This window comes from Lactobacillus sp. B4007, assembly GCF_026535895.1.
GTDB lineage: Bacteria > Bacillota > Bacilli > Lactobacillales > Lactobacillaceae > Lactobacillus > Lactobacillus panisapium.
The window spans coordinates 208637-224713 of sequence record NZ_JAFNPA010000004.1; the positions used below are offsets into that span (position 1 = coordinate 208637).

Below are 16077 nucleotides of genomic sequence, written 5' to 3' on the forward strand. Positions count from 1 at the left end.
CCGTCGCTATAATTAAAACCAATTAAATTTGAAAGAGGAACAAATATGTCTACAAAGAAAGCCAATTTAGTTTTTGGAACACTTTTAACTGGTGCTGTAGTGACATCGCTATTACAGACATCCTTGACGACAGCATTACCACAAATAATGCGTGAATTAACACTATCGGCAGCGACCGCCCAATGGCTGACAAGTGCATTTAGCTTAACAATGGCGATTATGGTACCGATGACAGCCTATCTAATTAAACGCTTTACAACCAGGCAGGTCTTTTTAGCAGCAATGATTCTGTTTACACTGGGGACATTAATCAGTTGGTGGGGACAAAGCTTTAATATTTTGCTGCTGGGACGAATTTTTCAAGCTTTAGGAAGCGGAATTATTTTGCCATTAACGCAAGTCGTCATTATGACGCTATATCCGCTAGAAAAGCAGGGTACTGTGATGGGTATCTTGGGACTCGCCTCTGGTGCCGCTCCGGTAATTGCGCCAACTTTAACTGGAGTTGTGATTGATTTTTGGGGCTGGCGCAGTATTTTCCTAATGGCAGGAGTAATTTCTGTTATCATCATTATTTTAGCATTTTGCTGTGTTAAAGATGTTACCCCTACTGAGAAAATCCCATTAGACTACATTTCTTTATTGCTTTGTGCGGGCGGGGTAACTGGCGTTCTACTTGGTCTGAGCAGTCTGGCAACAAACTTCATGGTTAGCCTGTTTGAACTAATTATCGGGGCTATTTTATTAGCTATTTTTAGTAAAAAACAATTGAATAGCAGTGAGCCCTTTCTTAACTTACGGATTTTGCAAAAGCCTAAATTTCGCCTAGCTGTCATCATTAGTATGCTGCTTTATGCAGTAATGATGGGCAGCTCAACCATTTATCCGATTTTAATTCAAACGGTAATGAAAAAATCAGCAGTGATTTCAGCCCTAATAATGTTGCCAGGCTCGTTGGCAATGGCGTTAATTAACCCGCTAACAGGAAAATTTTATGATCGTTTTGGCATCAATAAATTAGCAATTGGTGGCAGCTTAATGTTACTGATTAGCTGCTGGGGTGTAACTTTAATTAATTCTTCAAGTCAGCTGCTTTTATTAGGCGGACTGTATCTGCTTCGGTTATTGGGAGTTGGCTGTCTGATGATGCCAATTGTCACGTGGGGGATGCAGAATCTACCACAAGAAGAAGTAGCCCATGGGACCGCGCTTTTAACGGCTTTAAGAACGCTAAGCGGTGCATTAGGAACAGCTATCTTAATGGAGATAATGACAAGTGCAACCCACTTTAATAACCCACATGTGACGGCAAATTATGCCGGAATTCAGTTCACGTTTGCAGTAATGACAGGATTAGCTCTTATTCAAGTAATAATTAGTTTATGCAAGTTTAAAAAGAATTAACCGAAACACATTTTTTGTGGCATAATTATTTTTATGAATAATAAGCGAAGCCGCGCTGTCTCTCGGCAAAAAATTCAGGCAGCAGTCATCGATCTGCTAAAAGATCATGAATTACAGGATTTACGAGTAACAACGATTTGCCAAAAGGCTCAAATTAACCGATCATCTTTTTATGATAATTACATTGATATTTATGATTTGACAGACAAGCTTCGTGAATATTTGGTTGATGAATATCAACGATTACAGGATGATATCAGCGACCCGTCCTTTACCATATTGCTGCAGCATATTAAGGATCACCAGGATCTTTACCGGATGTTTTTTAAACTTAATTTACAAATGGGTTTAGCTGAAAGATTTACTGATCAAAAACAGCAGAAGATCTATTTTGATCAAACTTTTTTCCGCAATGGGATTGTTGCTGTGATTGGTGAATGGCTAAAAACTGATTGTGCTGCTCCGGTTGCCGAAATTGTTGAAGTAATTGACGCTCACCATCATTGCCTAGAAAAATGACATCTCAAACGGACCAAAAGCTTTTATTTATGTCCTTTGTCTGGTTAAAAAGAAAGCAAGCATACTGCTTAATTGGCTCTTAAAGGCTGCTAAGCATATCTATAAATTAATAGGTTACCTACATTTTATAAAAAATTTGCGGTAATTATGAGTACGAATTTTGGCTTGATTCAGCGATTAGTTCAATAGTTAATTTTGTCGAGGATTTGATAATTTAAGTATTCATTTTTCAAAGTAACAAAAAGAAGCCTCTGAAAAGACAAAGGAACAAGAGGATAAAATATGTTAACTATCAAAGGACTACACAATGTACCACAAATTTCGGCGCCATGTGACTTACCCAAAACTTTAGCCGAGATAATAAAAAAAGAGAGTTTTAAAATTGTTAATGGCGACATTATTTGCGTTGCCTCTAAAATCTGTTCACTTGCAGAAGATAATATTATTGATTTGAAAACCATAAGGCCTTCTTCTTTAGCCGAAAAAATTCATAAACAAATTCCACGCAAGGATGCAAGGTTAATTCAGGTAATTATTAATCAGACAGGTGATCCAACAGGTAAACATTTAGAAGTATCTGGTTCCCATATTGGCGCTTGGTTGCCAAACGGTCTCTTTTTGACCAGCGCTGGTGTTGACAAGGGCAAAGATAATTTTGCAATCACTCTGCCTAAGGATTGTGACAAGACAGCTAAAACAATCAGCGATACATTTTTTGCTATTCTAGGAGTTAGAACAAGCGTAATCATTACTGATAGTGATGGCAGGGTTGATAAAAAAGGTGCGAACCAAGTTGCGGTTGGTTTGTATGGCTTGAATGGACTAAGATTAAATAAGGAAAATGGTACTGCCGAAACGCTTTGTGACATGCTAGCTTCTGCAGCCGGGTTAGTAATGGGTCAGCGTGGCATGAATATACCACTTGCTTGTATTCATGGACTTGAATACGAAAAGTCTGATAGCTGTAAGACTAAAGATATAGTAAATTAGAAGATAAAAATAAAAAAGCTAAATTAAACAAAAAACAATCTGAATATAGTTCAGATTGTTTTTTAGTTAGTATTTAGGCTAATAGCATCGCATCATCGCCAACTTCACTACCAACTTGTTTTTGGAACAGTTCCATTAATTTTGGTACGGTTAAGTTTTGCTTTTCTTCACCAGCCAAGTTGATAGCGACTCGTCCTTGGTGAAGCATGATGAGACGATTACCATAGTGAATCGCATCTTCCATGTTGTGGGTTACCATGAATGCCGTTAAGTGCTGCTCACTAATTAATTTTTGCGTGAGTTCCATCACCGTAATTGAAGTTTTAGGGTCAAGAGCCGCGGTATGCTCATCTAATAAAATTAAGTCAGGCCGCTGCAAGGTTGCCATAAGCAGGGTAATTGCTTGCCTTTGACCACCGGAAAGAAGACCAATTTCAGTTTCCAACCGGTTTTCCAAGTTTAAATTCAGCTGGGCTAATTGTTCTTTAAAAAACTTGCGGTCCTGTTTTTTAACTCCTGGTAAGAAACCGCGATGTTGGCCCCGTTTCATTGCTAAGGCCAAGTTTTCTTCAACCGTCAGTCTGACCGCCGTTCCCATCTTAGGATCCTGAAAGACCCGGCTAATATTTTTGGCCCGCTTGGTTACAGGTAATTTGGTAATGTCATTACCGTTCAGGATAATTTGTCCTTCTTGGATCGGAATCGTGCCAGCAATACTATTTAATAATGTGGATTTTCCGGCACCGTTACTTCCAATAATCGTTACAAAATCACCAGCATCTAAGCTGAGATCGATCCCTTGTAGTACGCGGTTTTCGTTAACAGTCCCACGTTCAAAAGTTTGGTGTAAGTTTTTAATCTTTAGTACTTCTGGCATTCTTGTTTCCTCCTTTTAGATTACGTGGTAGGTGAAAGTTAGGCAGGGTTAGGCAAACAACTAAGACCAAAGCCGAAGCTAATTTAGCATCTGATGGTTCGACATTCATCTGGAAAACTAGTGCTAAAATCAACCGGTAAATAATTGCACCGAGAACTAAAGTCAGCAAACGACCCCAGATTGGTAAATTACGTACAATGACTTCAGCAATAATAATTGAGGCTAAACCGATAACTAGGGTTCCGACCCCGGAGTTTAAATCTGCGAAGCCGTTATTCTGGGCGAGCAGTGCTCCTGAAAGGGCAATACAAGCATTAGAAATCATGTAGCCTAGAATTTTCATTCCTTGAGTTTTAATTCCATTAGCAGCACTCATTTCCGGATTATCGCCAGTCGCACGCATCGCTAAGCCGATTTCTGTGCGGAAGAATACTACCAGTAAGCCGATAACGACTAAAGCAATAATTAGCCCCATCACGATAACAGCATTATTCCTCGTTAAGCCCCAGTTTTGGGCAATAGTAAAAATGGTCTCTTTACCTAATAGTGAAACATTAGCTGCATTTTGCATTACCCGAGAAGTAATGGAGTATAGGCCAGTCATTGTGATAATTCCAGCCAGTAATGATGGAATGCGTAATTTAGTATTTAAAAATCCTGTTACCAGGCCAGCAATCATGCCGCCTCCAAAAGCTGCCAGTGTTGCTAAAATCGGATTAACTCCTTTAACAAGGCACATTGTGGCAATTGCACCACCTAAGGGGAAGCTTCCTTCAGCAGTCATATCAGCTAAATCTAAAATACGAAAAGTTAAGTAAACCCCAATGGCCATTAGTGACCAGAGTAATCCTTGTGAAGTTGCAGAAAGAAATAATTCCCAAAAAGTATTTAACATTGTTTTGCGTTCACGCTGCCTTTCTAAACTTATTTTGGTGCCTTAATGGTTTTAGGATCAATTCCTAAAGCCTTGGCCATCTTGTGGTTAACAACTAGTTTTAATTCATTTGCTTTTTCAACTGGTATGCTTGCTGGCTTAGCTTTACCTGCTAAAATTTTAGCGGCCATTTTACCAGTTTGCTCACCAAGTTTTTCGTAGTCAATTCCGATTGAGGCTAAACCACCGGTTTTTACTTGATCAGTTGAACCTGCTACTAGCGGAATCTTCTTTTCCTTAACGACTTTACCAATAATCGAGGAAGCTGAGGCAAATGTATTATCAGTTGGAACGTAAATTCCCTGAACCTTACCCGCCAAAGTTTCTGTTACCTGCTGAACATCATTTGTAGTGTTGGCCGTTTTAACTAACACTTTCACGCCGGCTTTTTTGAGTGCTTTAATTGCTAAATCTACCTGGATTTTAGAATTGGCCTCGCCGGCATTATACATGACGCCGATTGTTTTAGCCTTGGGCACAATTGATAATAACAGCTTAGTTTGTTTATCAATTGATACCATATCAGTGGTTCCAGTAACATTTCTGCCGGGTTTTGCGTCTGAATTAACGAGCTTAGCTGCTTTTAAGTCGGTTACTGCAGTTACGACGGTTGGAATATCCTGTGTGGCATTAGCAACGCTTTGGGCAGCCGGTGTAGCAATTCCTAGAATCAAATCTGATTTTTCGTTAACCAGTTTTTCGCTCATACTCTTTAAATTATCTTGACTGTTTTGCGCGTTTTGGTAATCAATTTTAAGGTTTTTACCCTCAACATAACCTTCTTCTTTTAAACCTTTTTTAAAACCTTCGTAGGCTTTATCAAGGGAGGGATGCTGCACAACTTGCAGCACACCAACATGTTTGACAGATTGGCCACTATCACTCTTTTTGTTATTACTACAGCCGCCAAGTAATAATAATCCTGCTAAGCCAAGTCCCGTAATTAATTTTCTAATATGCATCTATTAAAAATCCTCCATAAAAAATACCCACTTACTTCTAAGTGGGTATACAAACATTGTTTTGTAAATTAATCGTTGCGATTAGCCACTTAGAGTTATGTGGCTAACCGTAATCAAATCGCTCTAGCCATCATAGATAAATTCAAACTTGCGTTTCATTTGAACTCATCTTGATGAATTCAAATGCTATCTAAAGTAGCTAAAGTAATAACGGTTATTCAGTTGTGATTTTTGATTTATATTCATGATCAAAAGTACCTCCAATCTTGATGAAAAAATTATAAATTATTAAGATTTTAAAGTCAAGAAAAACCTGGCTGATAAAAAAGCTATGTGTGAGTAAGCTCAATAATAATCCTGTTAGAAGGGGCATTTGAGCTTGGCTAATTATTTAATCTTAATTTTTGGGAGCCTTGATTGATTTTGGATCAATTCCCAGGGCCTTGGCCATTTTTTTATTAACCACTAAACGCATATAGTGGGCTTTTTCAACCGGCATATCAGCGGGTTTTGCTTTGCCAGCCAAAATCTTAGCAGCCATTTTACCGGTTTGTTCGCCAAGGGCTTCATAATCAATGCCAATTGATGCTAGGCCACCCGTCTTAACCTGATCAGTTGAACCCGCAACTAGTGGTACTTTTTTCTCTTTGACCACCTTGCCGACAACTGAGGCTGCCGAGTCAAAAGTGTTATCGGTAGGAACGAAAATTCCTTGCACTTTAGAGGCTAAGGTTTCAGTTACCTGTTGAACATCATTAGTTGTATTAGCTGTTTTAATCAGCACCTTTACTCCGGCCTTTTTCAGAACTGCAGTTGCCATGTCCGCCTGAATTTTAGAATTGGCTTCACCGGCATTGTACATAATCCCGATTGTTTTTGCTTTAGGCACAATTGATAACAGTAGGTCAATTTGGCGTTTGATTGAAACCATGTCGGTAGTACCGGTAACGTTTCTACCAGGCTTAGCATTGGAATTTACCAATTTGGCTGCCTTTAGGTCGGTTACGGCAGTGACAACTACCGGAATATCTTGCGTAGCGTTAGCCACACTTTGTGCGGCGGGAGTAGCAATTCCTAAAATCAAATCAGATTTTTCCTTAACTAACTTATCGCTCATGCTCTTTAAATTATCCTGACTGTTTTGAGCATTTTGGTAATCAATTTTGAGGTTCTTACCCTCAACATAACCTTCCTCTTTCAGCCCCTTTTTAAAACCTTTGTAGGCTTTATCAAGCGAAGGGTGCTGAACTACTTGTAATACGCCAACATGTTTAACAGCTTTGTTATCGTCAGCTTTTTTACTGCTGCATCCTCCTAATAAAAGTAATCCTGCCAGACTGATTCCTGTCATTAATTTACCTAAATGCATTTTTTTCCTCCAATAAAAAATACCCACTCATTTCTAAGTGGGTAACACAAGATTGCCTTGGGATTAATCATTCATTGTTAATGCAAGATTAGCCACTTAGAAAGTCGTGTGGCTAATCATACTTAAAAAGCTATAGCCATCACTGATAAATTCAAACCTTGATGTTTGAACTCACCGTGATGAATCCAAACCTTTACCTGTAATAGCTATAGTAATAACGGTTATTCTGCTGTAATTGATGATTTCTAGTCTTAATCATTGAAATTACCTCCAACCTTTGATGAAAAAATTATAAAATATTAAAAAATACAAGTCAAGACTAAATTTTTAGTTTCTACTCGGTATTAATTGGGGGTAAAAACTACCTAATTGTTAACAGTAGTTATTTTTTAAATTAATACGTACCAAAAAAATAAAAAGGGGTAACTTTCCTTACGTAATAGGACGACTAGCCGATTTACAATGATTGCTAAAAATTTAATTTTTGCAAAACTTAGAACTTAAACTATTTTTATATAGAAAGCGTTGTTATAATTCGGTATAATTAAGAAAAAATTAGTCTAGGGAGAATTGTGATGAGTAGCGCTAAACAACGAGTTTTAAATCAAATTGAAAAATTATCCGGTAACGAAACAATTAATACTAGCGATTTAGCGCAGCATTTGCAGTTGTCAAGATCAGTTGTTAGCCATTATCTTAATCAGCTTGTGAAAGAGAAGAAAGTAAAGAAAATAGCCGATAGGCCTGTTAAGTGGCAAAAAATTGCTGCTAGGGAAACTAATTCTGATTTTTTTGGTGGAATTATTGGTGGTCACGGCTCACTTGAGAAAACAATCCAGCAATTATCAGCCGCTGCCGCCTATCCTCCTGATGGGTTGAACGTTTTAATCACTGGGAATTCTGGTGTTGGTAAAAGCTATTTAGCCAGCAAATTGTATACTTACGCCCAAAAAAGTGGCGTAATTGCACAAAAAGCTCCTTATATTGTCTTAAATTGTGCCAACTATGCCAATAATCCAGAACTAATTTCTAGTATGCTATTTGGCTATGTTCGCGGCGCTTTTACCGGTGCGGATACCGAAAAAGATGGTCTGCTAAAGCAGGCCGATGGTGGTTACCTATTTTTGGATGAAGTCCATCGATTAAGCAATGAAAATCAGGAAAAATTGTTTAGTTTTATTGATTCGCACCAATTTTATAAAATGGGTGACAACGTTCACCCGATAAAAGCAAAAGTGCGCATCATAATGGCGACTACGGAAAATCCTGAGCAAGTCTTATTGCCCACTTTTTTACGGCGAATTCCGGTTAGGGTCAATCTGCCAGATTATATTGAGCGGCCAGTGGATGAGCGGTTGGAATTGATTAACTCATTATTTCATGCCGAAGCTCAAAAAATTGCTAAAAAAATAATTGTTGATAAGCAAGTTACCTCTGCTCTGGTACAGCTCAAGCATCCGGGTAATATTGGCTATTTGAAAAATGTTATTGAAGTTTCTTGTGCCGCTGCTTACCAAGACAGTAGCAGCGAAGAGGAAATCGTCCTGCACTTAAAGGATTTGCAGATTGACCAGTTGCCCCGTTTTAAGGATTACGGCGCAATTAGTGTCGAGCCGCGTGGCCAGCACTTTTTACCTTCCAACTACAGTATGACGCGCAAATTAACCAACATCATTTCTTCGTTAAAGGAATTGTTGACGGACTATTCGACAGCTAATTTAAATAAGTGTCGACTGCAGATTCAAGCAATTAACCAATTTATCAATAAGCAGTCGCTAAATTCAGGCTTACATGTTCAACATGAATATTTATTTCAAAAAATAATTGAAAAGCAATACGGTTTAGCAAAAACAGCGTACTTAGAGCCGATTATTTATGCGCTATATGAGCATCATTTCCGCTTAAGTTATGATCTACCCCGTTTAGGTGAAGTGATTGCAGAGCATTTACCTCGCTCGCTCCATGTAGCTGAAAAATTTTATGAAGAGCTGCCAGTTTTAAATCCCAAAAGTAAAATCAGCCTAACTTATTTGTTTGCAATTTTACTTAGTGATCATGTTGATGAAAAAATCCAGTTGCGTGGACTGATGGTTGCTCACGGAGAAAATACGGCAACTAGTATTCAGGCAGTAATTAATTCGCTTTGCGGTAATTATGTGTTTGATGCAATTGATATGCCGATTGATGCTAATATTGCAACGATTGCCGGTGAGGCTAATAAGTTAATTGCTAGCTTTAACACTACTAACGGCTTCATTTTAATGGTCGATATGGGGTCATTGAGCCAGCTCTATTCTCAGATTAGTTCTCAACTAGATGGTGATTTATTGGTAGTCAATAATCTGACGACTTTAACGGCACTAGATTTAGGCTTAAAAATGAAACAGAATTTGCCGTTTAAACAAATAGCCGAAAAGGCCGAGCAAGACTATGAGATAGGGGTTAAATACTATGAAGGGTTCTCGCAGTCGGTTAATATTTTGGTTTCCTGTATTTCGGGGTTAGGAATAGCTGAAAAAATCAGTGACCTTTTGCGAAAATATTTACCGGTCAATCTCAAAGTAATTCCGCTGGGCTACAATGATTTAAAAGAAAAAATTGAAAATCAAAAGTGGGCGTACTTTAAGCAGACCCTATTTGTTTTAACAACGATTGACATTACTGAAAAAGTGGAATTTAACCATATGAACCTTTATGATATTTTGGATTCAAGTGGTGAAAACAAGTTGAAGCATTGGCTATCGCCATATTTAAATCAACAGGAACTTGACCAATTCAATAATGAGTTGTTGCGTTTCTTTTCTAAAGAAGGAATTTCTGAGCGGCTGAGCTTTTTAAATCCAGACGTGGTTTTGGGTGAAGTTGAGACGATTAATAAAAAGTACGAGGATTTTTATAATCTTAAGTTAGATGGCAAGGTCAAATTAAATCTTTATATGCATATTGCATTGATGATTGAGCGGTTGATGGTTCACAATACTGGTAAGATCGAAGTTGAACCGGAATCTGCAAAAGAGAAGGCCTTTTTTGAAATAACTAAAAGTATTTTTCAACCAATCGAATTAAAATATAATATTAAAATTTCTACCTATGAAATATCGCTATTGTATGAATTGTTTAAACAGTTCATCTAGAAGTGTTTAATATTGCCTAAAAGAAGTGTTTAAAACTAAAACACTTCTTTTTTATTGCCCGAAATAGCAGCTTTTCTAAGTCTTGGCACGGTTGTTGCTAATAAAAAAGTAAAGGAGGTGACAAAATGACCGATATACTAGTTGCTAGTCACGGGCATTTTGCAAGCGGACTTAAAAGTTCAATTGATATTTTGACTGGTATGGGTGACAAAATTAAAACAATTGATGCATATGTTGATGATACTGATTATACCGATCAAATTACAGCTTTTATAAGAACTGCTAAACGGCCTGCGGTAATTTTTACCGATTTAAAAGGTGGAAGTGTAAACCAGAAGGTAGTTTTAAAAGCCGCCAGCGAAAAAGACATTTATGTTATTACCCAAACCAATTTGGCGATTGTGATGGCGGTCTTACTTGATAGTGAGAAATTATCTAAAAAGCACTTACAAGAACTAATTAACCAAAGTCAAGTAGAACTTTTTGAATTTGAGGACAATGAAAATAATCAAGAACAAGAAACAGATTTTTTTGAATAAGGAGGAAAAGTAATGATTGCACAGCTAAGAGTGGATGATCGATTAATTCACGGTCAAGTTGCACTAGTTTGGACAAAAGAATTAAATACACCAGGTATTGTTGTTGCTAATGACAATGCTGCTAATAATCAAATGGTACAAATGACTTTAAAAATGGCAACTCCAACCGGTAAAAAACTATTAATCAGATCGGTTGATGATGCGATTAAAGTTTTTAATAATCCCAAGGGTGCAAATATGAGAATCTTTGCTCTAACAAATAATGTTAAAGACGCACTGAAAATTGCTCAAAACGTTAATAACATTGAGGGTATTAATGTGGCTAATGTTGGTCGATTTGCTGATGATGCAAAGGATTCAGTTCAAATATCTTCAACTTTGATGCTTTCTAAGGATGAATTAGAAGCGCTAAAAGAGTTAGCAAAGATAGACATTCCTGTATTTAATCAAGTTGTTCCAAGCAATGCAAAAACACCAATTAAAACTTTATTGAAAGATAAATAATAATACTTTGAAGGAGGATAATTATGTTACAAACTGCCTTTTTGGCTTCACTTTGCGTGTTTGTCTGCCTTGGCGGTAATTGGCTCTGGGGCCAAACTATGATTGAGCGACCTTTGGTCGTTGGTACAATTGCCGGAATAATAATGGGTGATATGAGGACAGGCATTTTAATCGGGGCATCATTAGAAGCTATTTTCATGGGAGCAGTTGATATTGGCGGTGCCTTGTCTGCAGAGCCTGTTACAGCTACAGTATTAGCTACTACATTTGCGATTACCTTAGGCGTAAATACTAAAGCAGCTCTAGCATTAGCTGTCCCAATCGGTGTCTTTGCTGCATTTATTTTAATGTTTATGAAAAATGTAGTTATGAACATTTTTGCGCCAATGGTTGATAAAGTTGCTAGTGATGATAATGCTAAAGGATTAACCCATCTTCATTTTGGTATGTGGTTTTTAAATTATTTTGTATTTTCATTGGTAACATTCTTTGCCGTTTTGGCTGGAGCACGTCCAGTACAACACTTAGTAGCCCAAATTCCTGCGAATTTAATGGCTGGTCTGGCTGCAACTGGTGGACTTTTACCAGCAGTAGGATTTGCAATTTTGATGAGAATGCTTTGGAGTAAGCAATTGTCTCCATATTATTTCTTGGGATTTATTTTGGCTGCTTATATGAACTTGCCTTCTGTAGCTGTAGCTGCAATTGGAATTATTATCGTAGCTTTACAATGGATGAGAGATAAGCAAGTTATGGAGCTTGAGAATAAGCAAAAGACGATGGCTGCTAATAATCAAAACACTCAAGTAGAAAGTAACGTTTCAGCCTCGACAGAAGAGCAAGAAGAGGAGGACTTTTTCTCATGAAATTAACTAAAAATGTTTCACCTACAGATAAAAAAATAATTAACCGTGTTTTTTGGCGGTCTTTTACGGTGTTTGCGAGTCGCGTAGGAGCAACTAAAGCTCATGCACCTGGTTTTATGTATTCTATTATGCCAGCTCTTGATGAATATTATAAAAATGATAAAGAGGGCCATCGTAAGGCTATGATGCGTCATACCACTTGGTACAACATTACACAAAATGTCGGTACATTTGTTATGGGACTTGTAGCTTCAATGGAAAAGAAAACTGCCCAAGATCCTAATTTTGATCCCGAAACAACGGTTGCTATTAAGACTTCATTGATGGGACCTTTGTCTGGAATTGGAGATTCAATCTTTTGGGGTGTTTTAAGAGTAATTGCTGCCGGAGTTGGTATTAGTTTAGCTAGTCAAGGATCAATCTTAGGGCCACTATTATTTCTAATTATTTATAATGTACCATCGATTTTAGCTAGGTACTATTTAACTTATATGGGATTTACCTTGGGTGATACTTTTATTCAAGATATGTACGAAAGTGGAAGTATGAAGCTTCTCAATAAAGCCGCTTCTACTTTAGGCTTAATGATGATCGGGTGCATGACAGCTACGATGGTCCAATTTAAATCAAAATTAAGTATTCCAATCACTGGTGGTAAGCCAATCTTAATTCAAACTTATCTTGATCAATTATGGAAAGGATTAGTTCCTTTATTAGTTACTTTAGGATGCTATTGGTTACTATCTAAAAAAGTTAATGTTAACTGGATATTACTTGGTGTTTTAATTTTAGCAATTGTTTTAGGTTTAGTAGGAGTGGTTTAACTTGAATATAGCCGTAACACTACCAGAAATTATTGTCAGATTGGTCCTGTCAGTCATAGTTGCTAGTGTTATTGGCTTTGATCGAGAGCATAAAAACAGACCGGCAGGAATTAAAACACATGTTTTAGTTTGTGTTGGTGCTTGTATTATTGCTTTGATTCAAAAGAAAATCGGCTATGATGCATTACAAATCGCTTTAACAGAGCCCAAGTTTGCAGGGGTTGTACGTGCTGATGAAGCTAGGTTAATTGCACAAGTAGTTTCTGGGATTGGCTTTTTAGGTGCAGGAACAATTTTAGTTCAACATCGAACAATTATGGGTTTAACAACGGCTGCTAGTTTATGGGCAGTTGCAGGTTTAGGATTAGCTTTAGGTATGGGAGATTATGCGATAGGTGTTGCAGGTGCTGTAACAGTCATTTTGGTATTAGTTTTCTCAAAACGGTTAATTAATATCCATCCAATGAAAAAACTAGAAATTAAATACAAGCATAAGGTTGAAACCAAAGAATTTATCAATGACTATTTTAGAAAACATGATATTACTGTAATCAATGTGAACTTTAAAGTAACACAAACTTTGAATAATACCACATATGTTAATATATATGATATAGAAACACCACGTTCTCTCGATTATGCCAATGTAATTGAAGACCTTTCAATGAATAAAAATGTAATGGAAATTCAGTTAGTAAGTATTTGACTTAAAAAAGGAGAAAAAGCCGATGACACGATTGCAAAAAATGGTCTTAAAACCGAAAGAGCAGTTAGTTACGCGGCTTTTTTTGTCGCCCAAGCTCAAGCAAAACCTAACTGTTTTATCCTATAGCACTTATGACTTAGTCGCTGCAATGAAAGACTTAAGCGAAAGTGATCCCTTTGTTTCCTTAGGTAAATCACAAGAAGAAAGTCATAATTTAGAATGGCTTAAGGATAGTGAAAGTGAGAGCTTACTCGATCATTTGCTAGCACAGGTACGTTTAAGCGACTGGAATAATAAAGTTAAAAAGGCAGTTAAGCTATTAATCTATCATCTGGCTGATGACGGCTATTTACGGACCGACTTGGCTGAAATTGCACAGGGAGCTGAATTTTCAATTGATGAATTGCAAAAGGCTAAGGAATTTTTGCAGACACTTGACCCGTGCGGAATTGGAGCTAAAGACTTAAATGAATGTTTGTTAATCCAGGCAAAACAAAAAAGGGACTTTGACCAAGTTGCGTTACAGATCTTATTAGCTGATGACTTAGAAATGCTGGCAGATCCGCAAAAGTGGGGACTTACGCAATTCTCTGAAAAGCAATTAGAAAATGCCTTAGCTTGTATTCAAACATTGGATCCTGCTCCAGCAAGTGAGTATACAACTGGTACTAGCACACAATACTTACTACCGGATTTAATTTTTAAGGTAGAAGATCAGCGACTGACTATTGAAACTTTTCAAGCGCAAATTCCAGAGCTATTGTTTGATGAGCAGACCTTTCAGAAATTAAAAGGCCAAGCAAAAGAGCGGCAATATTTTACGGAACAAAAACAGAGGTATCTTGAGTTAAAAAACGCAATTGAGCAACGACAACAGACCATTTTGCGGCTTGGCAAATACGTGGGGGAGTATCAACATGATTTTTTAATCACGTTGCAAAGAGAAAAGTTGAAACCATTGGGTCTTAAGGAAACCGCAAAGGCGTTGGATCTTGCTCCAAGTACGATTAGTAGGGCAATTAAAGACAAATATATCCAGTGTCAAAATAAGATTTTTAGTTTGAAAATGTTATTTCCGCGCCAAGTGGCACAGGATTTATCCCAAGAACGAATTGAATATGATTTACAAGAATTGGTAAAAGCAGAAAACAGTCTTGAACCCTTAAGTGACCAGCAGCTCGTTGCCATTTTTGCAAAACATGGGGTAGAGCTGAGTCGGCGGGTAATTGCAAAATACCGGAAAAAATTGGGCATACCTAATAGTTATCACCGTAAAAGGAGCTAATAATTTTACCCAAATAAAAAGCTTAGTGCTGTAGCACTAAGCTTTTTTGTTAATAATTTTTAAGGTAAGTCATTACCAGCTGCTAAGTAGATATCGTACCATTCTTGTGCGGTTAGTCGAATATCTGCACCTTTGGCACTGTCAACGATATGTGCTGGCGTCATTGTCCCAATAATTACTTGGTCGATTGCAGGATGACGCAAAATCCATGCCGCCGCGATGGCATTCTTGGAAACACCTTTTTGATCCGCAATTTTTTGTAAAGCATCATTAACTTCAGGGAATTTAGGATTACCAATGAAGTTGCCCTCAATTTGACCATATTGGAATGGTGACCAGGCCTGCACTGTCATGTGGCGCAAACGTGAGTAATCAAGGATGCCGCGATCATGATCAATGCTGCGTGCATCTGTCATATTGGTGTGAATATTAAAATCAATTGGACCAGTATGCATGACACTTACTTGCAGTTGATTAATTAATAGTTTTTGACTTAAACCAGCTTGCAATAACTCAACTTGCATTGGGTTAAAGTTGGAGACACCAAAGTGCCGTACTTTGCCTTCCTGCTGCAGTTGGTCGAAGGCAGCAGCGATTTCTGCTGGATCCATTAAAGCATCAGGTCTGTGGAGCAGTAAGCTATCCAAGTAATCAATTTTCATTCTCGAAAGAATACCGTCAACGGCAGCAATGATGTGCTTTTTAGAAAAATCGTACCGCGTAGTTTTATAATCAAGGGCTTCGTTTTCATAAATACCCGTCTTAGATTGAATATAAAAGTCGTCGCGCTTGAGTGAAGACTGTGCCAAAGCTTCACCAAAAATTTCCTCAGACTTGCCGTGTCCGTAAATATCAGAAGAGTCGATATAGTTGATACCGCAGTCATGTGCCGTTTCAAGGGCTGTTACTGCATTAGCTACTTTTAATTGATTCATCCGCATAATGCCAAAAGCAATTGCAGAAGCTGTGAAGTTGGTATTGCCAATTTTAATTTGTCTCATATTATACCTCCTGCTTTTTAGTATAAGACAAACTGGCGGGAAAGTGCGCGTTACAGTGAAATTTAATTTTTACTGAAAACATCTCTTAAAAATACTAATATTTTTTTAAAGTTAAATTTATTTTAGGACAAAAACGTAATATAATAAAAGATACAATTTTTAT

15 protein-coding genes are annotated in these 16077 nt (G+C 37.5%); 10 read left to right on the forward strand and 5 right to left on the reverse strand.

Annotated elements, in window-relative coordinates:
- Positions 1–45 precede the first annotated feature (45 nt).
- The 3 genes from J3U54_RS07930 (at position 46) to J3U54_RS07940 (ending at position 2913) form a co-directional block, all read left to right on the forward strand.
- Entirely contained in the window at positions 46–1404 is a 1359-nt protein-coding gene (locus J3U54_RS07930; RefSeq protein ID WP_103752893.1) for a DHA2 family efflux MFS transporter permease subunit, read from the forward strand.
- 33 nt (positions 1405–1437) lie between these two features.
- Positions 1438–1923 (forward strand): TetR-like C-terminal domain-containing protein, encoded by a 486-nt coding sequence (locus tag J3U54_RS07935; RefSeq protein WP_267385658.1) that lies wholly within the window; start codon positions 1438–1440, stop codon positions 1921–1923.
- A 282-nt stretch (positions 1924–2205) separates the two neighbouring features.
- Positions 2206–2913, forward strand: a complete 708-nt coding sequence (locus tag J3U54_RS07940; RefSeq protein ID WP_267385659.1) for a coenzyme F420-0:L-glutamate ligase — start codon at positions 2206–2208, stop codon at positions 2911–2913.
- A 73-nt stretch (positions 2914–2986) separates the two neighbouring features.
- Here J3U54_RS07940 and J3U54_RS07945 read toward each other — a convergent pair whose 3' ends face one another.
- The 4 genes from J3U54_RS07945 to J3U54_RS07960 form a co-directional block, all read right to left on the reverse strand.
- A complete protein-coding gene (locus J3U54_RS07945) occupies positions 2987–3790 on the reverse strand; it encodes an ABC transporter ATP-binding protein (protein WP_103752896.1) in 804 nt (267 codons plus the stop codon).
- Positions 3768–4685 (reverse strand): ABC transporter permease, encoded by a 918-nt coding sequence (locus tag J3U54_RS07950; RefSeq protein WP_220220687.1) that lies wholly within the window; start codon positions 4683–4685, stop codon positions 3768–3770. Before J3U54_RS07950 ends, J3U54_RS07945 begins: the two co-directional genes overlap by 23 nt.
- A 29-nt stretch (positions 4686–4714) precedes the next feature.
- Positions 4715–5686 (reverse strand): ABC transporter substrate-binding protein, encoded by a 972-nt coding sequence (locus tag J3U54_RS07955; RefSeq protein ID WP_267385660.1) that lies wholly within the window; start codon positions 5684–5686, stop codon positions 4715–4717.
- 397 nt (positions 5687–6083) lie between these two features.
- Positions 6084–7055, reverse strand: a complete 972-nt coding sequence (locus J3U54_RS07960; protein ID WP_267385662.1) for an ABC transporter substrate-binding protein — start codon at positions 7053–7055, stop codon at positions 6084–6086.
- A 575-nt stretch (positions 7056–7630) separates the two neighbouring features.
- Here J3U54_RS07960 and J3U54_RS07965 point away from each other — a divergent pair.
- The 7 genes from J3U54_RS07965 to rpoN all read left to right on the forward strand — a co-directional run bounded on the left by J3U54_RS07965 (position 7631) and on the right by rpoN (position 14913).
- Positions 7631–10189, forward strand: coding sequence for a sigma 54-interacting transcriptional regulator (locus J3U54_RS07965; RefSeq protein WP_267385663.1), 2559 nt, complete (start codon positions 7631–7633; stop codon positions 10187–10189).
- 125 nt (positions 10190–10314) lie between these two features.
- Complete coding sequence (locus J3U54_RS07970; RefSeq protein WP_267385664.1) at positions 10315–10728, forward strand: PTS sugar transporter subunit IIA; 414 nt, start codon at positions 10315–10317, stop codon at positions 10726–10728.
- Positions 10729–10740: 12 nt separating this feature from the next.
- The gene (locus J3U54_RS07975; protein WP_103752901.1) at positions 10741–11232 is read left to right on the forward strand and encodes a PTS system mannose/fructose/N-acetylgalactosamine-transporter subunit IIB; all 492 of its coding nucleotides are present in this window, start codon (positions 10741–10743) and stop codon (positions 11230–11232) included.
- A 23-nt stretch (positions 11233–11255) separates the two neighbouring features.
- The gene (locus J3U54_RS07980; RefSeq protein ID WP_103752902.1) at positions 11256–12098 is read left to right on the forward strand and encodes a PTS mannose/fructose/sorbose/N-acetylgalactosamine transporter subunit IIC; all 843 of its coding nucleotides are present in this window, start codon (positions 11256–11258) and stop codon (positions 12096–12098) included.
- Positions 12095–12922, forward strand: coding sequence for a PTS system mannose/fructose/sorbose family transporter subunit IID (locus J3U54_RS07985; RefSeq protein WP_267385665.1), 828 nt, complete (start codon positions 12095–12097; stop codon positions 12920–12922). Before J3U54_RS07980 ends, J3U54_RS07985 begins: the two co-directional genes overlap by 4 nt.
- Position 12923: 1 nt before the next feature.
- Positions 12924–13628: an MgtC/SapB family protein gene (locus tag J3U54_RS07990; protein WP_220235111.1), complete on the forward strand. Its 705-nt coding sequence runs from the start codon at positions 12924–12926 to the stop codon at positions 13626–13628.
- A 22-nt stretch (positions 13629–13650) separates the two neighbouring features.
- A complete protein-coding gene (gene rpoN, locus J3U54_RS07995) occupies positions 13651–14913 on the forward strand; it encodes an RNA polymerase factor sigma-54 (RefSeq protein WP_267385666.1) in 1263 nt (420 codons plus the stop codon).
- A 59-nt stretch (positions 14914–14972) separates the two neighbouring features.
- On the opposite strand, the gene J3U54_RS08000 is transcribed toward rpoN, so the two are convergent.
- The gene (locus J3U54_RS08000) at positions 14973–15914 is read right to left on the reverse strand and encodes an aldo/keto reductase (protein ID WP_267385667.1); all 942 of its coding nucleotides are present in this window, start codon (positions 15912–15914) and stop codon (positions 14973–14975) included.
- Positions 15915–16077 lie beyond the last annotated feature (163 nt).